22 protein-coding genes and 1 riboswitch are annotated in these 19,308 nt (G+C 73.2%); of the genes, 4 read left to right on the forward strand and 18 right to left on the reverse strand.

Features of this window, described 5'->3' with window-relative positions; genetic code table 11:
* Positions 1 to 166: 166 nt before the first annotated feature.
* Entirely contained in the window at positions 167 to 532 is a 366-nt protein-coding gene (locus OG767_RS18975; RefSeq protein WP_405089779.1) for a hypothetical protein, read from the forward strand.
* A 265-nt stretch (positions 533 to 797) separates the two neighbouring features.
* Here the strand turns inward: OG767_RS18975 and OG767_RS18980 are convergent, their stop codons facing one another.
* From OG767_RS18980 to OG767_RS18995, 4 genes are read right to left on the reverse strand one after another with little or no spacing between them, the layout of a single operon-like run.
* On the reverse strand, positions 798 to 1,208 hold the full coding sequence (locus OG767_RS18980) for a type II toxin-antitoxin system Phd/YefM family antitoxin (protein WP_281941943.1): 411 nt from the start codon (positions 1,206 to 1,208) through the stop codon (positions 798 to 800).
* Positions 1,209 to 1,246: 38 nt separating this feature from the next.
* Positions 1,247 to 1,789, reverse strand: coding sequence for a GNAT family N-acetyltransferase (locus OG767_RS18985; RefSeq protein WP_405089780.1), 543 nt, complete (start codon positions 1,787 to 1,789; stop codon positions 1,247 to 1,249).
* A 50-nt stretch (positions 1,790 to 1,839) separates the two neighbouring features.
* Positions 1,840 to 3,561 carry an acyl-CoA dehydrogenase family protein gene (locus OG767_RS18990; protein ID WP_405089781.1) on the reverse strand — a complete coding sequence of 574 codons (1,722 nt, stop codon included), beginning with the start codon at positions 3,559 to 3,561 and terminating at the stop codon, positions 1,840 to 1,842.
* Positions 3,558 to 4,121: a PadR family transcriptional regulator gene (locus tag OG767_RS18995; RefSeq protein WP_405089782.1), complete on the reverse strand. Its 564-nt coding sequence runs from the start codon at positions 4,119 to 4,121 to the stop codon at positions 3,558 to 3,560. The genes OG767_RS18990 and OG767_RS18995 overlap by 4 nt, the downstream gene beginning before the upstream one ends.
* 118 nt (positions 4,122 to 4,239) lie before the next feature.
* A riboswitch (SAM riboswitch) is annotated at positions 4,240 to 4,350 on the forward strand.
* Between the two features lie 243 nt (positions 4,351 to 4,593).
* On the opposite strand from OG767_RS18995, the gene OG767_RS19000 reads away from it, so the two are divergent.
* The 3 genes from OG767_RS19000 to OG767_RS19010 are packed head-to-tail and all read left to right on the forward strand — an operon-like array spanning position 4,594 to position 7,006.
* A complete protein-coding gene (locus OG767_RS19000; protein WP_405089783.1) occupies positions 4,594 to 5,448 on the forward strand; it encodes an ABC transporter substrate-binding protein in 855 nt (284 codons plus the stop codon).
* 38 nt (positions 5,449 to 5,486) lie between these two features.
* A complete protein-coding gene (locus tag OG767_RS19005; RefSeq protein ID WP_405089784.1) occupies positions 5,487 to 6,266 on the forward strand; it encodes an amino acid ABC transporter permease in 780 nt (259 codons plus the stop codon).
* On the forward strand, positions 6,263 to 7,006 hold the full coding sequence (locus OG767_RS19010) for an amino acid ABC transporter ATP-binding protein (RefSeq protein ID WP_405089785.1): 744 nt from the start codon (positions 6,263 to 6,265) through the stop codon (positions 7,004 to 7,006). The genes OG767_RS19005 and OG767_RS19010 overlap by 4 nt, the downstream gene beginning before the upstream one ends.
* On the opposite strand, the gene OG767_RS19015 is transcribed toward OG767_RS19010, so the two are convergent.
* From OG767_RS19015 to OG767_RS19080, 14 genes are all read right to left on the reverse strand, one after another.
* Complete coding sequence (locus OG767_RS19015; RefSeq protein ID WP_281941957.1) at positions 7,007 to 7,927, reverse strand: carbohydrate ABC transporter permease; 921 nt, start codon at positions 7,925 to 7,927, stop codon at positions 7,007 to 7,009. It lies immediately after the preceding gene.
* The gene (locus OG767_RS19020) at positions 7,924 to 8,943 is read right to left on the reverse strand and encodes an ABC transporter permease (protein WP_405089786.1); all 1,020 of its coding nucleotides are present in this window, start codon (positions 8,941 to 8,943) and stop codon (positions 7,924 to 7,926) included. Before OG767_RS19020 ends, OG767_RS19015 begins: the two co-directional genes overlap by 4 nt.
* Positions 8,940 to 10,619, reverse strand: coding sequence for an extracellular solute-binding protein (locus tag OG767_RS19025; RefSeq protein ID WP_405089787.1), 1,680 nt, complete (start codon positions 10,617 to 10,619; stop codon positions 8,940 to 8,942). Before OG767_RS19025 ends, OG767_RS19020 begins: the two co-directional genes overlap by 4 nt.
* 93 nt (positions 10,620 to 10,712) lie before the next feature.
* Positions 10,713 to 11,402 carry a RibD family protein gene (locus OG767_RS19030; RefSeq protein ID WP_405089788.1) on the reverse strand — a complete coding sequence of 230 codons (690 nt, stop codon included), beginning with the start codon at positions 11,400 to 11,402 and terminating at the stop codon, positions 10,713 to 10,715.
* Positions 11,399 to 12,028: a GTP cyclohydrolase II gene (ribA, locus tag OG767_RS19035; protein ID WP_405089789.1), complete on the reverse strand. Its 630-nt coding sequence runs from the start codon at positions 12,026 to 12,028 to the stop codon at positions 11,399 to 11,401. The genes OG767_RS19030 and ribA overlap by 4 nt, the downstream gene beginning before the upstream one ends.
* Positions 12,029 to 12,095: 67 nt before the next feature.
* The gene (locus OG767_RS19040) at positions 12,096 to 13,016 is read right to left on the reverse strand and encodes a lysylphosphatidylglycerol synthase domain-containing protein (RefSeq protein ID WP_405094247.1); all 921 of its coding nucleotides are present in this window, start codon (positions 13,014 to 13,016) and stop codon (positions 12,096 to 12,098) included.
* A 111-nt stretch (positions 13,017 to 13,127) separates the two neighbouring features.
* Positions 13,128 to 13,937 carry an SAM-dependent methyltransferase gene (locus OG767_RS19045; protein WP_405089790.1) on the reverse strand — a complete coding sequence of 270 codons (810 nt, stop codon included), beginning with the start codon at positions 13,935 to 13,937 and terminating at the stop codon, positions 13,128 to 13,130.
* Complete coding sequence (locus OG767_RS19050) at positions 13,934 to 14,971, reverse strand: glycosyltransferase family 4 protein (protein ID WP_405089791.1); 1,038 nt, start codon at positions 14,969 to 14,971, stop codon at positions 13,934 to 13,936. The genes OG767_RS19045 and OG767_RS19050 overlap by 4 nt, the downstream gene beginning before the upstream one ends.
* Positions 14,972 to 14,975: 4 nt before the next feature.
* Complete coding sequence (locus OG767_RS19055) at positions 14,976 to 15,374, reverse strand: 6-carboxytetrahydropterin synthase (RefSeq protein WP_107157360.1); 399 nt, start codon at positions 15,372 to 15,374, stop codon at positions 14,976 to 14,978.
* 2 nt (positions 15,375 to 15,376) lie between these two features.
* A complete protein-coding gene (locus OG767_RS19060; protein ID WP_405089792.1) occupies positions 15,377 to 16,354 on the reverse strand; it encodes a zinc-binding alcohol dehydrogenase in 978 nt (325 codons plus the stop codon).
* Between the two features lie 94 nt (positions 16,355 to 16,448).
* Entirely contained in the window at positions 16,449 to 16,718 is a 270-nt protein-coding gene (locus OG767_RS19065) for a hypothetical protein (RefSeq protein WP_405089793.1), read from the reverse strand.
* Between the two features lie 107 nt (positions 16,719 to 16,825).
* The gene (locus OG767_RS19070; protein WP_405089794.1) at positions 16,826 to 17,182 is read right to left on the reverse strand and encodes a DUF1622 domain-containing protein; all 357 of its coding nucleotides are present in this window, start codon (positions 17,180 to 17,182) and stop codon (positions 16,826 to 16,828) included.
* Positions 17,183 to 17,315: 133 nt separating this feature from the next.
* Complete coding sequence (locus tag OG767_RS19075) at positions 17,316 to 18,725, reverse strand: cellulose binding domain-containing protein (RefSeq protein ID WP_405089795.1); 1,410 nt, start codon at positions 18,723 to 18,725, stop codon at positions 17,316 to 17,318.
* The gene (locus tag OG767_RS19080; RefSeq protein ID WP_405089796.1) at positions 18,722 to 19,261 is read right to left on the reverse strand and encodes a pectinesterase family protein; all 540 of its coding nucleotides are present in this window, start codon (positions 19,259 to 19,261) and stop codon (positions 18,722 to 18,724) included. Before OG767_RS19080 ends, OG767_RS19075 begins: the two co-directional genes overlap by 4 nt.
* Positions 19,262 to 19,308 lie beyond the last annotated feature (47 nt).

The following is a 19,308-nucleotide window of genomic DNA, read 5'->3' on the forward strand; positions in this document are numbered from 1 at the left end:
TCGTGACCTGCGACGACGCGAACCGCCATTCGGTTGCGCGAATTGCTCGACTGCTTACTCCCCCGACAGTCGCCACATTTACCCGCGCCTCACCTTGACCCCTCGCGTCGGCCGCCGCCGCAACCATGGATGAGCCGACGTCGATTCGCATTTCGACGACGGCGCGGTGGACCACCTGAGCAGTGGGGCGCCGGTTCGCAACGGGGGCTCGGCGGGGAAACGGCCCCACACCACCGGCGACGTCACCGAGGCGCACTCGCAGGGGCCGGTGGGCAGCGCCCGCGCGCTGGCCATCGTCCACCTGGCCATGCACGACGCGTACGTCGGTCTCACCGGGGCGTACGAGCCGTGGCTGGGCGACCGGCTGCCGGAGCCACCCGCCGACGCGGAACCGGACAACGCCGTGGCGGCCGCGGCCCGGACCACGCTGGCCGTCCTGCACCCGGCACAGCGGGCGTTCTTCGAGGCCCGGCACCTCGCCGCGGGCCTGGTCGCCGGCAAGCACGGCGGCAGCGACCCGGTCACGCCGTGACACGGCAGCGGCCCGATCGAGCCGTGAACGGCAGCGGCCGGGACGCGCCCGGAAGCGGCGGCGGTCACCCGGGCCGCCGCTCGGACGGCCGTCGTGCCGCGCGCCACGGGGGTGCGCGCGGCACGGCGGCGCCGGCCGGGTCGGGCCGGGCGGCTCCCGGGTCGGGCGCGTGGTGCGGACGACCCGGGCGACGGGGCCGGTGACGCCTGGCCCTCGGGCGAGGCACGGGCGGCGCTTGCCGCCGGGCCTCGGTCGGCCCGGCCGGTCAGGGGCGCAGCAGGTCGGCGTGGGCGGCACGGAGCCGGGTGAGGGCCGCGTCGCCGGCCGGCGCGCGCCGGTCCAGCTCGGCCCACGCCTCGGCGAGCGCGTCGGTGAGGGCCCGCAGCTCGGCGGCGTGCCGCCGGCTGGACTGCCGGTGCAGCTCCTCCAGGCGGCGGGCCCAGCCGGCGCTGATCGCGGCGATCCGCTCCGCGTCGGCCCGGGCCTGGGCCCCGGTGCGGGCGGCCGGGGCGGGCACGATCGCGGCGATCGGGCGGGGATCGCCGTCACGGGTGACGACGGTGACCGTGTCGGTCAGCTCGGCGAGGGAGACGAGTTGGGTGAGCCGGGTGCGGACCTCGCGCAGCGGCAGGGCGCGCGGCTGGGGGGACCGGTCGGCCAGTGCGGGGACAGCCATGGACACATGTTGACGTCCGGGTACGACAAGAACCCTTTTCAGGCCGTCCATTCCGGCGCCAGCACCGACCAGACCTCCATGTCCGCCCGGCCCTCCGGCACCGGCGCGGCGTCCCGGAGCACCCCGTCGCGACGCATGCCGAGCCGGCGGGCGACCGCGATGCTGCGCTCGTTGCCGGCCCGGGTCACCCACTCGACGCGGTGGATGCCGCGCTCCCGGACCGCCCAGTCGATGACCACCCGGGCGGCCCGGGTGACCAGGCCCTGGCCCTCCGCGTCCGCCTCCAGCCAGCAGCCGGCCTCGCAGACGCCGCGCGCGGTGCTCAGCGACACCAGCAGCACGCCACCGACGAGCGTGCCGCGCTGCCAGATGCCCCAGATCCCGCCGTCGTCGCGGGCCCACCGGTCCGCGTACGCCTGGAGGACCCGGCAGGCCGACTCGGCGTCGGTGGCCACGAAGGACGCGCCGACCCAGGGCGCGATGTGCTCCCGGCAGCGGTCGAGGTTGGCGAGGAACTCGTCGGCGTGCCAGGGCTGCAACGGTCGCAGCTCGGCGTCGTCGGTCAGGGCAAGCGCGAACATTCGTGCAACCTACCGGCCCACCCCGCGGTCCCGCCCGCCGATTTCGCCGCTCACTGTCGCATCTCGTACGCGCCGGCCAGGTCGGCCACCCGCTGCCACGTGCGGGCGCTGCGGTCGGCGTCGACCACCGGGCGGCGGATGTGGGCGAGCGCCCAGGCGGCCTGCTCGTCGGTGGTGGCCGGTTTGCCGTGCAGCTCGGTGGCGTAGCCGGAGAAGTCCCGGACCAGCAGGTCGAAGATCTCGTCCCGCAGGTCGTCGTCGAGGCGGATCAGCTCGGCCTGCTCCAGGATGAGCTGACCGTAGACCACCAGCGCGAAGAGCTGGCCGATGGTGAGCAGGAAGTCCAGGTCGCGCTGCTGCGTCTCGTCCGGCGCGTGCGCGGCGAGCAGCGTGACCAGCCCGTCGGCCTGTTCCCGGAACCGGGCCACGTTGGGCAGGTGGGCGTGCGCGTCGTAGGCGGCGCGCCAGTCGTGGAACCGGATCGCGCCGAGGCCGCGCGCCGGGCCCTGCCGGAACAGGAACGTGTCGTCGGCCGCGTCGCGGCGGGTCGGCACCGCCTGGTGTTCGGTGGGCCGGAACAGGTAGTTGGGCATGAACTTGAGGATCAGCGCCAGGTTGACGTGGACGGTGCCCTCCAGCTTCGGCAGGCCACGGATGTCCTTGGCGGCCTTGTCGAAGTAGGTGTCGGCCTCGAAGCCCTTGGCGGCGATGACGTCCCAGAGCAGGTCGATCACCTTCTCGCCCTCGGTGGTGACCTTCATCTTGGTCATCGGGTTGAACAGCAGGTAGCGGCGGTCGTCCGGGCCGGCCGAGCGGAAGTAGTCGACCGCCCGGTCGCTGAACAGCTTCATCGCCACCAGCCGGGCGTACGCGTCGGTCAGCTCGCGGCGCACGTGCGGGAAGTCGGTGACCCGCCGGCCGTACAGCACCCGGCCGTGGGCGTGGCTGACCGCCTCGTACATGGCGTGCTCGCAGATGCCGACGGACGCGGTGCAGAGGTTGAACTTGCCGACGTTGACCGTGTTCAGCGCGGCGTCGAACGCGGCCGGCCCGGTGTGCAGCACGTCCTCGGCGCGCACCGGGTAGTCCTCCAGCCGGAACTCGGAGACGTACATCTGGGCGGCGACCACGTTGCGGACCAGCCGGTACGCCGGGTGCCGGCTGTCGGCGGCGAAGAACACGTACCCCTCGGGGCCCTCGACGTCGGCGCGCCGGCCGAAGACCGAGACCAGCCCGGCGACGTTGCCGTTGCCGATGTAGTACTTGCCGCCGGTGGCCCGGAAACCACCTGCGCCGTCGGGGGTGAGCAGCATGTCGGTGGCGTAGATGTCGGCGCCGTGCGGACGCTCGGAGAGGCCGAACGCCATCACGTGCCCCTGGTCGAGCAGCTCGGCGGCGCGGGCCCGGGCGGCGGCGTTGCCGCTCTGCCACACCGGCCCGAGGCCGAGCACGGTGACCTGCCAGGTGTACCAGTAGCCGAGCCCGTAGAAGCCGAGGATCTCGCTGAGCGCGGCGTTGCGGGCGGTGTCCCAGCGCTTGTCGGCGTCGTCGCCGCCGTCGGCGGACGGGGTGAGGAACGTGGCGAAGAGGCGTTCCCGGGCGGCGAAGTCGAGGAAGTCGGCGTACCACTCGCGGGCGTGGTAGCTGTCGACCAGGGCGCGCTTGCCCCGGGTCTCGAACCAGTCGATGGTGGCGCGCAGCAGCCGCCGCGAGGTCTCGTCGAGGTCGGCGGGGTCGTAGTGGTGCGGGTGGAACAGCAGCGGGTCGCTCACGCGGGGGGCCTTTCCGGGTCGAGGTCGCGGAGGGTGGCCAGGACGTCGTCCAGCCAGGCCAGCACCATCCGCTCGTACGCGATGCCGCCGCGCAGCACCACGTGCTGCAACGCCGCCCGGGCGTCGGGTGCGGCGGAGCCGAAGTCGCGGCGCTCGCCGGCCAGGTAGCCGGCGAGGACGGTCTCGTGGTCGGCGCGGTAGCGCTCGACCTCGGCGACCAGGAGCGCGCGCCCGGCCGCGTCGTCGAACGCGGCGCCCCGGATCTTGACGGCCAGTTCGTGCCGGACCGCCTCCGGGCGCACCGGGGCGTGCAGCCAGCCGACAAGCGCGGCCCGGCCGGTCGGGGTGACCGACCAGAGCTTCTTGTCCGGCAGGCTCTCCTGACCGATCTCCTCACCGATGATCCGGTCGTCCTCGGCGAGTTGCTTGAGGACCCGGTAGATCTGCTGGTGGGTGGCGGTCCAGAAGCGGCCGATCGAGCGGTCGAAGCGACGGGCCAGCTCGTAGCCGGAGGCGGGTTGCTCCAGCAGCGAGACGAGGATGGCGTGCTCCAGCGACATGCCGGCCATCTTGCTATGCACTTTGTTGCATAGCAAGACCCTGCCCGGTAAGGCACGGCCGTGAGGGTGGTCATAACGGCTGGACGACCGGCGCACCGGTGCTGCTAGCCTTTCGGCAGGTCATGAGCGCCAGCGTCAAGCCCCGGCTCGCTGGCCGGCAACCCTCCGCCACGGTGGGGTGCTCCGGGTGAGGACCAGGCGCCGACGGCAGTCGGCGCAAGCGTGGCCTGGCACCCAGGTCAGCACCAACCGGCCAGGGAGACCCGATGTTCGCACCGCCCCTCGTTCCGACCCGCCTCATGCTGGTCACGCGCCGCCACGTCGACCTGATGCGGGTGTGCAGCGACCGCTGTCGCGACGCGCGCTGAGCGACCGCTCCACCCTTCCCCGATCCACCCTTCCGGCTCCGCCGTGCCCGGCTGCGCCGGCACCGGCACGCGTCCCGCGTGTCCGTCCACTCTGGAGAGACATCGTGCGTATCCGTACCGCCCTGACCCGCGTCGCCGCGCTCGGCGCCGCCGCCGTGCTCGCCGCCACCGCGCTGACCGCCTGCGGCGGGGCAGCCGACGACGCGGCCGACAACCCGTACGGCCTACGGCAACCCGGTGTGATCCGGGCCGGCACGCTCACCGACGCCCCGCCGAACGTCTTCCTCAAGGACGGCGAGTTCACCGGCTTCGACAACGACCTGCTGCGGGCCGTCGCCGAAAAGGTCGGCCTGAAGGTGGAGTTCGTCGGCACCGACTTCTCCGCGCTGCTCGCCCAGGTCAACAACCGCAAGTTCGACGTGGGCAGCTCCTCGATCACGGTCACCGAGGCCCGGAAGAAGACCGTCGACTTCGGCAACGGCTACGACTTCGGCTACTTCGGCCTGGACGTGCCGGCCGGCTCCGCGATCACCGGCTTCGACCAGCTCGCCGGCAAGCGCGTGGTGGTGGTCCAGGGCACCGTGCAGGACGACTACGCCACGAAGGAGAAGCTCAACCCGGTGCGGGTGCCCGACTACAACGGCGCGGTCAACCAGCTCAAGGCCGGCACCGCCGACGCCTGGATCGCGCCCGCCGAGATCGGCGACAAGTCCGCGGCCGACAGCACCGGCAAGATCAAGGTCGCGGCGAAGCAGCTCAGCCCCGCGCCGACCGCGTACGCGGTGGCGAAGGGCAACGACAGGCTGCGCGAGGCGCTGGACAAGGGCCTCGACCAGGTGATCGCCGACGGCACCTGGAGCCGCCTCCAGGAGCGGTACTACCCGGGGCGGCCGATCCCGGCCGGCTTCACCCCCGGCAGCGGATCGGTAGCCGTGCCGTCGCCGTCGGCGGCCTCCTGAGCCGGTAACCGGGCACGAGCGGGACGGACGGAGCGGACATGGATCCACTGAGCACCCTCTGGGAGACGTTCTTCGACTGGGGGTCGATGCGCGAGGCGCTGCCCGAGATGCTGACCGTCGGGCTGCCGAACACGCTGATCCTGGCCGCCTCCGCCGCCCTGCTCGGCTCGGTGCTGGGCATGCTGCTGGCGGTCGCCGGCATCTCGCGTACCCGCTGGTTGCGGTGGCCGGCCCGGGTCTACACCGACGTGTTCCGCGGCCTGCCGGCCGCGGCCACCATCCTGCTCATCGGCGTCGGCCTGGCGCCGCTGGGCATGGCGGTCTGGGGCCCGAACCCCTACCCGCTGGGCGTGCTGGCGCTGTCACTGATCGCCGCCGCCTACCTCGGCGAGATCTTCCGGGCCGGCATCCTGAGCGTGGAGGCCGCCCAGTTGGAGGGCGCCCGGGCGCTCGGCTTCTCCTGGGCCGAGTCGATGCGGCTGGTGATCATCCCGCAGGGCGTACGCCGGGTGCTGCCCGCCTGGGTCAACCAGCTCATCGCATTGATCAAGGACTCCAGCCTGGTCTACTTCCTCGGCCTGCTGGCCAGCCAGCGGGAGCTGTTCCGGATCGGCCAGGACTACGCGGCGAACACCGGCAACCAGTCCGCGCTGCTGCTGGCCGGCCTGTGCTACCTGCTGCTGACCGTGCCGCTGACGCACGCGGTCAACTGGCTGGACCGGCGGCTGCGCCAGGGCCGCCCGGCCGCCCCGCCACCCGAGCCCGACACCGACCTGACGCCGGCCGGCGTCACCCCGACCGGAAGGGACCCGCGATGAGCACCGGCACCGTCACCTCGGTCAGCCTCGCCGTCCGCGACGTGCACCTGGCGTTCGGCGCGCACCGGGTGCTGCGCGGCGCGGACCTGGACGTGGCCCGGGGCGGCACCGCCTGCGTGATCGGACCGTCCGGCTCCGGGAAGTCCACGCTGCTGCGTACCGTCAACCGGCTGATCGAGCCGGACCGGGGCGACGTGCTGCTGGACGGGCGCAGCGTGCTGCGCGACGACCCGGACGCGCTGCGGCAGCGCATCGGCATGGTGTTCCAGCAGTTCAACCTCTTCCCGCACCTGAGCGTGCTGCGCAACGTCACGCTCGCGCTGCGGAAGCTGAAGAAGCTCGACCGGGACGAGGCGGAGGCGGTGGCCCGCGCCCAACTCGACCTGGTCGGGCTCGCCGCGAAGGCCGACGCCCGGCCGGCGCAGCTCTCCGGCGGCCAGCAGCAACGCGTCGCCATCGCCCGCGCGCTCGCGCTGCGCCCGCAGGTGATGCTCTTCGACGAGGCCACCTCGGCGCTGGACCCGGAGCTGGTCAAGGGCGTGCTCGCGGTGATGGCCGACCTCGCCGCCGCCGGCATGACCATGGTGGTGGTCACGCACGAGATGGGCTTCGCCCGCACCGTCGCCGACACGGTCGCGTTCATGGACGCCGGCAGAGTGTTGGAGGCCGGGCCGCCGGCCGCCGTGTTCGAGGCCCCCGAACACCCCCGGTTGCGGCGGTTCCTGTCCCAGGTGCTCTGATCAGCCCTTGACGGCCCCGATCAGCACCCCCTTGATGAAGTGCCGCTGGATGAACGGGTAGACCGCGACGATCGGCGCGACGGTCAGCACCACCACCGCCATCTTGATCGCCTCGGTCGGCGGCATGGTCACCCCGCTGGCCGCGCCGGAGGTGTGCGGCGCCTGCCCGGCGAGCAGGTAGCTCTGCAACACCCGCTGGATCGGGTACATGTCGTTGCGGTCGATGAACAGCAGCGCGTCGAACCAGACGTTCCAGTAGCTGACCGCGTAGAAGAGACCGACCACGGCGATCACCGCGCGGGACAACGGCAGCACGATGCGGCCGAGCGTCCGGAAGTCGCTGGCGCCGTCGATACGCGCGCTGTCCAGCAGTTCCTGCGGGATGCCCTGGAAGAAGCCGCGCACCACCACCAGGTTGAACACGCTGATCGCGGACGGCAGCACCAGCGCCCAGATGGTGTCCTTGAGCCCGAGCCCGGTGACCACCAGGTAGCGGGGCACGAGCGGCGGGTAGACCAGGAACGGGATCAGGAAGTACGCCAGCAGCCAGCGGTGCCCCACCGTGCCCGGCCGGGACAACCCGTACGCGGCCAGCACGGTGACGGTCAGCGCGATCGCGGTGCCGCAGACGGTGACCAGCGTGCTGATCCACAGCGCCCGGGTGACCGCGCCGCCGGCGAAGATGGTGGCGTAGGCCGAGGTGTCGATGCCCTTCGGCACCACCACCAGGCCGCCCGCGTCGGCGATCGTCCGGCGCGACGAGAGGCTGGTCACCAGCACCACCCAGAGCGGGAAGAGGACGCCGAGCACCAGCAGGGTGAGCAGGGTGGCCTTGAGCGCCTGGCCGACGCGGGTGGGGGGTTCCTCCCACACCGGGCGGTGGGGCCGCGCGCGCGGCGGCCGTCGGATGATCACGGTCATGACTTCGAGTAGATCCCTCGTTCGCCGAGCAGGTGCGCCACCCGGTTCGCGGCCAGGATCAGCACCAGGCCGACCACGGCCTTGAACAGGCCGGCAGCCGCGCCGTAGCCGTAGTTCCCGGTGGCGATGGAGAAGTGGTAGACGAAGGTGTCGAGCACCTCGGCGGCCTGCCGGCCGACCGCGTCGCGTTGCAGCAGGAACTGCTCGAAGCCGACCGAGAGCGCGTCACCGAGGCGCAGGATCAGCAGCAGCACGATCACCGGACGCAGGCCGGGCAGCGTGATGTGCCAGAGCCGCCGCCACCGGCCGGCGCCGTCCGCCGCGGCGGCCTCGTAGAGGCTCTGGTCGATGGTGGACAGCGCGGCGAGGAACACGATGGTGCCCCAGCCCACGTCCTTCCAGACCGCCTCGGCGGTGACCAGGACGATGAACGTGTCCGGGTTGGTCATCACGTTCCACGGCTGCATGCCGGCGTCGCGCATGGTCTGGGCCAGCAGCCCCGCGCCGCCGAGCATGGCGACGAAGAAACTGATCACCAGCACCCAGCTGAAGAAGTGCGGCAGGTAGACGATGGTCTGGACGAGGCCGCGCAGCCGGCTGGAGAGCAGGTTGTGCAGCATCACCGCGAGCAGGATCGGCAGCGGGAAGAAGAACACGAGCTGGAACGCGGTGATGGCGAGCGTGTTGCGGAACGCGTCCCAGAACGCCGGGTCGTCGAAGAGGAGCTGGAACTGGCCGAAGCCGATCCAGTTGCTGTTCGTGAACGCCTGCCACGGATTGTCGCCCAGGTACGGGTTGTAGTCCTGGAACGCGATGACGTTGCCGGCGATCGGCAGGTAGCTGAAGATCAGCAACACCAGGAAGCCGGGCGCCACCATGGCCAGCAACTGCCAGTCGCGGCGCAGCCGGCTGCGCAGCGGCACCCGGCGACGGCGGGGCGGTCGGCGACGGGCCGGTGGGGCCGGCTCGTCGGGTCGGGCCCGCTCGGGCCCGACCGCGACGGCCGGCTCGCTCACTTGGCCGCCTTGGGCAGCGAGTCGGCGAGCAGCTTGCGGGCTTCCTCCCCGCCGTTGGCCTTCCACTCGGCGACGATCGCGTCCACGTCACCGAGCGGGCGTCGACCGCGCAGCACGTCGGTGAACTTGTCCTCGGTCGGCACCTGGTTGGCCTTGTAGGCGGCCGGCATCTCCAGCTTGACCCCGGCCCAGGGGTTCTTCTCCAGGAACTTGACCATCTGGTTGGAGTAGTTCAGCACGTCCGGCACGTAGCGGGGGGTGTCCGGGTACGGCCCGATGGTGGGGTTGCGACCGCTGATGAAGAAGTACTGGTTGGCGATCTCCTTGAACGCCAGGTCGGTCTTGACCGGCCCGTTCGGCGACGTGGTGTGGTGCTTGCCCTCGACGCCGAAGTCCCGGAGCTGGGCCTCCTGGCTGCCCAGCGGTGCGGAGCACCAGTTGATGACGCGCAGCAGTTCCTGGACCCGGTCCTTGCCGAGGCCCTTCCTGACGAAGGTGAACGAGATCGGCTTGTCCTCGCCCCAGACCAACGGGTCGCCGCCGGTGGCGGAGAAGATCGGCACCGGCTGGATGTTCAACGTCGGGTTGGTCTTCTGGTGCTCGGCCTGGGCGCCCTGCCAGAAGCCGATGCCGTCCTGCTTGAACACGATGGCGCCGTTCTTGGCGAACAACTGCTTGGCGTCCGCGCCGCGGCTGGCCACGATGTCCGGGTGGACCAGGCCGTCCTTGTAGATCTTGGCCATCACCTCGAGCGCCTGGCGGAACTCCGGCGTCTCGTACTTGAACTCCGGCGTCCCGTCGGAGCGCAGCCGCCACCCCTGGTTGGCGCCGGGCACCCGGTGGAACATCTGGATCATGGCGAAGACGTCGTCGAACGCCCACACCTTGCGAGCCGGGTCGGTGACCTGCCGGGCCGCGGTCAGCAGCTCGTCGAGGTTGGTCGGCACCCCCAGGCCGCGCGCGTCGAGCAGGTCCTTGCGGGTGAACAGCGCCCAGGGGAACGGCCCGTCCGTGGGATTGGGCACGGACATCAGCCGCTCGTTCCACACCGCCTGGCGCCAGGCCCCGGTCGGGAAGCTGGCCAGCATCGGGTACGCGTTCGCGGCGTCGCCCCGGAGGTGGTCGGTGAGGTCCTCGAAGAGCGCCTTGATCGCCTCGGCGAACCGCGGGATCTTCTCCACCTCCCAGCCCGGCACGCAGAGCAGCTCCGGCACGTCGCGGGCGCTGAGCATCGCGTTGAGCTTGTCGGCGTACGTGTTGCCGTCCTGGATGGTGAAGTTGACAGGCGTGCCCAGCTCGGCGTTGACGGCCTGGAGGTAGGCGCTCTGCGCGATGCCGGGCGGCGCCGGGCCCCAGGCGGGCGTCATCGCGGTGATCTGCTTGCCGCTGGTGCCGGGCTTGTCGGTGATGGCGTCGACCAGCGTCGCCGGGTAGCTGGTGTAGCCGTCGGGCACCGGGCGGGTGCCGACGATGTCGGGCTTGATGGCGCCGGGCAGGTCCTTCCGCGTCGGCAGGAGGCCGGAGACGGCGTCGAGTTGCTGGGAGGCGCCGGAGCCGGCGGGCTTCTCGGAGCATCCGGCGAGCAGCGGGCCGCCGGCGGTGGCGGCCACGCCGAGGCCGACCAGGCCGAGGAAGCGGCGGCGGGTGGCGCCCGGATCGGGGTGGTGCACGCTCATCGATACCCCTTCGGGAGGGATGCATTCGTATGGATGAGCAACAAACTAATCTCGACCGTGAGCTTGCACAAGAGCGAACCGGAGCGGCGTTGGTCAGGCCTGGCAGCGGTCGGAGAGCGCGTAGCGCGTCAACACCACGTCGCCGATCTGGCGCACCTCGACCACCCGGGCCCGGCGACCCGGGTGCCACGGGAAGCGGCCCTCCCCGACGAACCGGGGGGCCCGACCGTCGCCCACGAAGAACGGCGCGACCACCAGGTGCAGCTCGTCGGCGAGCCCGGCGGTGAGGAACTGGCGGTGCATGGTGCCGCCGCCCTCCACCATCAACCGGCCGACCCCGCGCCCGGCCAGGTCGGCGACGACCGCCTCCGGGGTGACCGGCTCGCCGGCGTCGACCACGGTGGCCACCGCGCCGACCTGCTCCCGGGCCTTGTCGACCACCCCGCTCGGGCAGTAGACCAGCTTGACGCCGTCGCCGACGGTGAAGAAGCGGGCCACCGGGTCGAGGTCGCCGCTGCCGGTGACCGTCACCTTCACCGGGGACGGGGGCAGGCCCCGGGCCACCCGCTCGGCACGCCGCCGATCGCTACGCACCAGCAACCGGGGGTCGTCGCGGCGGACCGTGGCCGCGCCCACCATGATCGCGTCACACCCGGCCCGCGTCGCGTCGACCCGGTCCAGGTCGTCGTCGTTGGAGAGCAGCAGCCGCTCGGTGGTCGCGTCGTCGATGTAACCGTCGATCGACATCGCGCAGCTCAGCAGCACGTACGGGCGGGTGGTCACGGCACGAACGGAAGGTCGAGGGCGTGGTCGGCGCGGGTGACCTTGGCCGCCAGGTAGTCGGCGTTCGCCGGGGACAGGTGCACGCCGGTGACCACCCGGTCGGCCACCGCGACGCCCAGCCCTTCGAGCTGTGCCGCCTTGTCCGGATTGTTGCTCAGCAGGGCCACCCGGTCCACGCCCAGCGCGGTGAGCATCTGCGCGGCCACCGTGTAGTCCCGCTCGTCGGCGCCCCGGCCGAGCGCCAGGTTCGCCTCGTACGTGTCCAGGCCGTCGTCCTGGAGCGCGTACGCGTCGAGCTTGGCGTACAGGCCGATGCCCCGCCCCTCCTGACGCAGGTAGAGCAGGTAGCCACCGGCCTCGGCGATCCGCTCGACCGCCTCGCGCAACTGCGGGCCGCAGTCGCAGCGCTGGCTGCCGAACACGTCACCGGTCAGGCACTCGCTGTGCGGGCGGACCAGCGGCGGGTCGGCGGCGGCGTACCCGCCGAGCCCGAACGCCAGGTGCTCCCGGCCGTCCACCAGGCCGTGAAACGTGTGCACCAGGGCGGTGGTGGCGTATCCGTCGGGGAACCGAAGCGGGACCGTGACCCGGGTCCGGACCGTCGCGCTGGGCAGGGTTTCGTCCATGGTTCTCCTCCGTCCGGTCGCCGGGCTGACCGACGACACACACCTCGCACCCTCACCGTATGCGGGATCACCGACAGTTGCCGGTCGGGCGCATGAGCAGCACCACGGCACCGGGCAGGCTGGCCACCAGGACCAGCGCGCCGTAGACGGTGCCGGTGGCGACGCCCTGGGCCGCGGTCAGGCCGGCCGCCGCGAACGCCCAGGCGGCGACGCCCTCGCGCGGCCCGAAGCCGCCCACGTTGAGCGGCAGGGCCATGGCCAGCAGGGCGAGCAGGGTCAGCGGCAGCAGGCGGGACAGCGGCGCGTCGGCCCCGGCGGTGCGGGCGGCCACCACGAACGTGGCCAGGTGGCCGGCGAACACCACGGTCGAGGCGAGCACCACGCCGGCCCAGGTCCGCCGCGCCAGCAGCCCGGCGCGGACGTCGGTCAGCGCGGTACGCGCCACCCGGGCGAGGCGGGACGCCCCGGACCGCGGCACCGCGCGGGCCACCAGCACCAACGCCACCACGGTCACCACCCCGACAGCGGCCAGCGCCGGCAGGTACCGGCGGACCGGGGACGGGAACGCGGCCAGCACCGCCACCGCGATGACCACCTGCACCACCTGGCCGGCGGCACGCTCCCAGACCACCGCGCGGACCCCCCGGGCCACGTCCCCGGCGTCCCGGCCGTGCCGGACCGCCCGGTGCACGTCGCCGAGCACGCCGCCGGGCAGGGTGGAGTTGAGGAAGATCGCCCGGTAGCAGTGCGCCACCGCGGCGCGCATCGGCAGCCGTACGCCCAGCCCGCCGGCCACCAGCGACCAGCGCCAGGCGCCGCTCACGGTGGTGACCACGCCGATGCCGAGCGCGGCGGCCAGCGCCGGCGCGTCGATCAGCCGCAGCCCGGCCAGGAACGGACCGGTGCCGACGAAGGCGACCAGCGCGGCGAGCACGGCCAGCCCGGCGGCCGGCCGCAACCAGGCCCGGCGGGTCCAGGCCCAGCGCACCCGGGCCGGGCGCGGCCGGACCGGTACGGGCACGGGCGCGGCGACGGCGACATGTGACAAACGGTCCTCCCTCGTTCCCACCGGATGTCACGTGTCGGCGGGCCGTACGGTTCAGCCGGCGAGCAGGTCGGCGTGGTGCAGCACCACCTCGACCCGGCCGGCGGCGGCCTCGGCGAGCCGCCACTCGGTATACGTCCGCGCGGGGCCGTTCAGATGCGGTCGCTCCTCGACGGCCGCGTCCACCCAGCCGGTCAGCCACTCGGCGGTCAGCGCGGCCTGCTCCGGCCCGAGCCGCCACGGGGTGGACCGCACCGCCACCTCGACGCCGTGCCGGCCGAACGCGGCCACGGTGGCGTCCACCGCGTCCGGCCCGAGCAGGGCCCGCCCGTCGACGGTCCGCCGTTGGTGGGCGTTGAACGCGTCGGCCAGCTCGGCGTCGAGCGGATCCGCCGGGGTGAACTCCGCACGGCCGGACACGGTGAGCGCGAACAGCGTCGGGTGTCCGGCGCAGGCGGCCACCATCCGGTCGACCTCCTCGGCGGTGAGCATGTCCAGCAGCGCCGACGCGGTGACCAGGTGGGCGTCGGCCAGGTCGGCGTGGGTCAGCCGGGTGATGTCCGAGCCGCGGGTGGTCACCGTGACCGGCGCGCCGTCGGCGGCGGTGAGCCCGCCGCCGGTGGCCAGCGCCAGCAGGTGCCTGTCGCGTTCGTGCAGCACCCAGCGCTGCGGGCCGGGCAGCCGGGGGGCGAGCCAGCGGGCCATCGACCCGGTGCCGCTGCCCAGGTCGTGCACGACCAGCGGGCGTCCGGCGGGCAGCCGGTCGCGGGCCGCGTCGGCCAGCTCGACCGAGCGGGCGGCCGCGTCGGCGGGCTCGCGCAGTCGTAGCCAGTCCGCGAAGTCGGGTGGGAGTGAGGTGGTCATGCCGCGGTCGCCTCCTTGAGCGCCGTCGCCAGCCGGTCCACGGTGATCGGCCAGCCGGTGAGGGTGGGCCGCCGCTGCCGGGCGGCGCGGCGCAGCCGGTCCCGCAGGGCGGGGTCGGTGAGCCAGCGGCGCAGCGCGTCGGCGGTCGGACCCGGGTCGTCCGGTGGCACCAGCAGGCCGGGCCGGTCGCCGTCGGGGGCGTGCCCGAGCGTGGCCGGCAGGCCGCCGGTGTCGCTGGCCAGCACCGGTACGCCCCGGGCCAGCGCCTCGGTCACCACCATGCCGTACGTCTCCCGCCGGGAGGGCTGGACCAGCAGATCGGCGGCGGCGTACGCGGCGGCCAGCTCCGTCGCGGTACGCGGGCCGGTCAGCCGGACCCGGTCGGCCAGCCCGGCGCCGGTGAGCCACCGGCGCAGCCGGGCCACGAACGCCGGGTCCCGGTCCAGCGGGCCGATCCAGTCGCAGGTCCAGTCCAGGTCGGCGACCCCGGCGAGCGCGGCGGCCAGCACGTCGTGGCCCTTGACCGGGGTGACCGCCGCGACGCAGAGCAGACGACCGCCGCCGGGCGTGCCGGGGGCGACCGGGGCCGGCTCGACGCCGGGCGGCGCGACCGTCACCCGGGCGGGGTCGAGCGGGTAGCGGTCGAGCAGCCGCCGGCGGGTCCACTCGCTGGTGGCGACCACCCCGGTCGCCGCGCCGAGGGCCCGCCGTTCGGCCCCGTCCTCGATCGGCAGGTGCACCAGCACCACCAGGCGCAGTCGCGCCGCGTGCGGGGCGAGCACGTCCGGCACGGTCGAGGCGACCAGGCCGTCGAGCAGCACGGTCGCGCCGCCGGGCAACCCGGCGAGCAGCCCGGCCAGCGCGCCCCGTTCCCGGTCCCCCGGGTGCGGCCAGCGGCCCGGCACCTGGTGCTCGCGCACGGTCCAGCCGAGCGCCGCCAGCCCGCGGCAGACGTGCCGGTCGTAGGCGTTGCCGCCGCTGGGGTTCGCCGGGTCGTCGATGTCGCCCGGCAGCACCACGTGGACGGCGGTCATCCGGTCACAGCGGCCGTTCGTAGCTCGCCCAGGCGACGTGCGACTCGTGCAGCGTGACGGTGATCCCGGCCAGGCCCCGGGCCCCCTCCCCCAGCCGGCCGGCGTGCACCGCGTCGGCGAGCCGGTCGGCGACGGTGCGGGCCAGCACCTCGGTGGTGGTGTTCACCCCGGCGAAGGCCGGCTCGTCGTCCAGGTTGCGGTAGGTCAGCTCGCCGAGCACGGCCTTGAGCTGCTCGGTGGCCAGGCCGATGTCGACCACGATCCCGTCGGCGTCCAGCTCCGCCCGGCGGAACGTGGCGTCGACGACGAAGGTGGCGCCGTGCAGCCGCTGGGCCGGGCCGAACACCTCGCCGCGGAAGCTGTGGGCGACCATCATGTGGTCCCGGACCGTCACGCTGAACACGTTCACTCCTCGCCGTAGGTGATGAGACGACAGAGCGCCGGGAGCCGGCCCGAGGCGAGCCGGTCCAGCACGTCGGGCAGGTCGGTGAAGCGGGACCGGCCGGTGAGCAGCGCGTCGAAGGCCGGGTCGGTCAGCAGGTCCAGGGCGACGGCGAGCCGGTCGGCGTAGCTGCGGTCGGCCCGCCGGGGCGAGACGGTGCCGACCTGGCTGCTGCGGATGGCGAGCCGCCGGGAGTGGAAGGCGCCACCGAGGGCGAGGGTGACCGGGCGGTCGCCGTACCAGCTCAGCTCCAGCACGGTGCCCTCCGGGCGGAGCAGCTCCAGGCCGCGTTGCAGCCCGTCGGCGCTGGCGCTGGCGTGCACCACCAGGTCGCGCCCGCCGGTCGCGTCGGCGGGCAGGGCGAAGTCGACCCCGAGCGCCTCGGCGACCCCGGCCTTGCCCGGGTCGGCGTCGACCAGCTCGACCCGGACGCCCGGGAAGCGGGCCAGCAGCGCGGTCACGCTGCACCCGACCATGCCACCGCCGATCACGGTGACCCGGTCCCCGACCAACGGCGCGGCGTCCCAGAGCGCGTTCACCGCGGTCTCCACGGTGCCGGCCAGCACCGCCCGGGCCGCCGGCACGCCGTCCGGCACGACCACCACCGATCCGGCCGGGACCACGTACGCGCTCTGGTGCGGGTACAGGCAGAACACGGTGCGCCCGCGCAGCTCCGCCGGGCCGGCCTCGACCGTGCCGACGTTGAGGTAGCCGTACTTGACCGGCCCCGGGAAGTCGCCCTCCTGGAACGGCGCGCGCATGGCGGCGTGCTGGTCGGCGGGGACCCGGCCGGTGAAGACCAGCGTCTCGGTGCCCCGGCTGACGCCGGTGAACCGGGTACGGACCAGCACCTCACCGTCGCCGGGCGGATCGAGGCGGACCGGCCGGATCTCGCCCTCGCCGGGCGCGCGGAGCCAGAACGCGTGGGCGTCGACGGTCACGAATCCTCCTCGTTCTCCGCATTCCGGCCGGGTCGTCGATCATAGACACGGAAGCGGGACGACCCGGGTTCGAACCGCCCGGCCCACCGGCCGTTCAGGCAGCCCGCCGCCGCTCCCCGGCCGGCCGGCGCTCCGACTCGGCGCGGCGGTCGGCGTCCCCGGCCAGGCGCATCGCCCGGCGGGCGGCGGTCAGCGGGTCACAGGGCGTCGGCGCCCCGGCGCAGAGCAGGCTGGCGCACCGACCGGCGACGTCCGGCCGGTGCGCGGCGGCCACGTCGTACGCGCTGCGCCACAGCAACGGGTCGGTGACGCCGCGTGGCAGGACGGCGTCCTGACTGGACCTGGTCCGGATCGTGTCGGGCACCGGTGTTCCCCTTCCGTCGTCACTCCCGGTGTCAGTGACCCGGTGAGTCGACCTCAAACCTCTCACCTGCGCGCCGGTGCCGACCAGCAATACATGTCACGTCCGACTCATCGGCCCCCCGGAGGCTTGCCCTGCCAGGGCCAGCGGCCGTCCAGCTCCACCTCCAGCGAGAAGCTGAGGAACGTCCGGACCGCCACGATCAACGCCAGCACGCCCACGCTGGTGAAGGTGGGCGACACCGCGACCGTACGGATGATGTCGCCGCCGACCAGGAACTCCAGGCCGAGCAGGATGGCCCGGCCGACCCCCTGCCGGTACGCCCGGTAGTGCGCGACCACCTGCCGGGTACGACCGCAGCGCGCCGCGAACACCACCGTGGCGACCGTGACGCCCACCGCGATGACCAGCACCCCGGTCAGGTCCAGCAACGCGCCGATGTGCTGGATGATCTCCTTGGTCGGCACCCGACACCTCCGTCCGCCTCAGCCTGGCGTATCCGGCGGGGGCGGCGAGCGGGTTTGCACGACCCGGCAGCCGGTGGGGGACGTCCGGCCGGGGCGGCGGGCCCGGTGGACCGCACCGCCCCGGCCGGCGGCCTCACTGGCCGATGGCGGCCTGGGGTCCGGCGTAGGTCCGGACGAGGTTCGGGACCTGGTCGGCGGCGTCGAGCCGGTAGCTGTAGAAGCTCGACGGGGTGAAGGCGGACCCACCGGTCTCCCGCTGGCCTGTGCAGCTCACGCAGACGCTGCCGGTCTGGCGCAGCTCGGCGGTGTCGTCGCGGTAGTAGGGGTCCTTGACGGTGTCGTAGTACGTGTTCTCGATGACCATCCTGGTGGCGCCGCGGGAGTAGTTGCCGTAGCCGCGGACGTTCTGCAGGTAGTTGTTGTAGAGGTGGGCGTACTGCACGTTGTCGGTGCTGGGGTTGCGCACGTTGGTGTCGTGGATCCAGTTGTGGTGGATGGTGATGCGGGCGGTGACGTTGGTGGTCCAGCCGATGCCGAACGCCTTGTTGCCCTCGGCGATGACGTTCCAGGACACGGTCAGGTTGGTGGTGTCCTTACGGCTGTCGATGAGGCCGTCGTTCATCCGCACGATCTGGTTGTGGTCGATCCAGATCCGGTTGGCGGTGTCCATCTGGATGCCGTCGTAGTCGAAGTCCTTGTCGTCCGGGTCGTCGGAGGTCATCCGGGTGTCGCGGATGGTCAGGTTCCGGATGATGACGTTGCTGGTGCCGGCGCCGAGGTTGAAGCCGCCGTTGACGATCTGGCCGCTGCGGCCGACGCCGACGATGGTCTTGTCGGACCTGACCGGGATCTCCCTGCCGTACGGGCTGACCGTGATGGCCGCGCCGACCCGGATCACGTACGGGGTGCTGGCGGCGGCGTACCGCTCCAGGTCGGCCTGGTTGGTGACGGTGACCGTGGTGCCACCGGCCCCGCCGGTCGTGCCGGCGGCCCCGGCGAACCCGTCCGGCGCGTTCGGGTACGGCCCGCCCGACGGCGGCGTGGTCGACGGCGGCGTGGTGGGGGTCGGGCCGGGCGCGCCGGTCGTCGGGGTGACCCCGCCGGTGCAGGCGGTGTCGTTGAGCGTGAACGCCGTCGGCGCCGGGTTGGTGGCCCCGCGCGTGCCGGTGAAGCCGAACGAGACGCTGCCGCCGGTCGGCACCGCGGCGTTGTAGCCGACATCGGTCGCGGTGACGCTCGACGTACCGGTCGGGATCGTCGCGCTCCATGCCTGGCTCACCTGCTGGCCGGCGGGGAACGTCCAGGCCAGCCGCCAGCCGGTGAGCGCGTCGCCCAGGTTGGTGACCGTCACGTCGGCGTTGAAGCCGCCGCTCCACTCGCTGGACACCCGGTAGTCGACCCGGCAGCCGGCCGCCGCCTGTGCGGTGACCGCGGTGGTCGCGCCGGCCACGGCGAGCGCCGCGGTGGCGCCCAGCACCAGGGCGGTACGCCAGGACCGGCGCGGCGTCGGGTGCGTCGTGTCCCTCTCCCGGGTGGGGCTCACAGCGGGTTCCAGCCGTCGGCGCCGGCCAGGTACCGCTGCGGGGTGTAGTTCGCCGCCTGGGCGTCGCTGAGCTGGGGGCGGTTGCTGTTGACGGTCGCGCCGGCGCCGGTGTTGCGGTATTCGGAGAAGCGGGCGTTCTGCCAGGTGGCGTCGCCCATGTTGGTCCACGGCTGGCTGATCTTGATGGTGTTGCTGAGCGTGGACTCGCGGTAGAGGACCTGGGCGCCCTGGCCCCAGGGGCGGCCGAGCGTGGTGTTGTCGGTGCCGGTGCCGGTGACGGTGGACCGGTAGATCAGGAAGCCGTAGGTCCTGGCGGGGTCGGTTCGGGCGGCGGTGATGGCGCTGCCGGTGGAGCGCTTCTCGTGGATGGTGGAGGCGTTGATGACGACGGTGCCGTCGCCGAAGATGAAGTCGGTGGTGCCCTCGATGTAGGAGTTGACCACGTAGGCGCGGGTGCGCGCGTTGACCAGGAAGGTGTCCTGGTCGCCGAGGAGCCGCACGTTGCGCAGCACGGCCCGGTCGGCGTTGAGGTGCAACGCACGGCCTGCTGGTTGACGGTCGTGGAGTTCTCGTCGTAGTCGTT

Source organism: Micromonospora sp. NBC_01392 (assembly GCF_045040125.1).
GTDB lineage: Bacteria > Actinomycetota > Actinomycetes > Mycobacteriales > Micromonosporaceae > Micromonospora.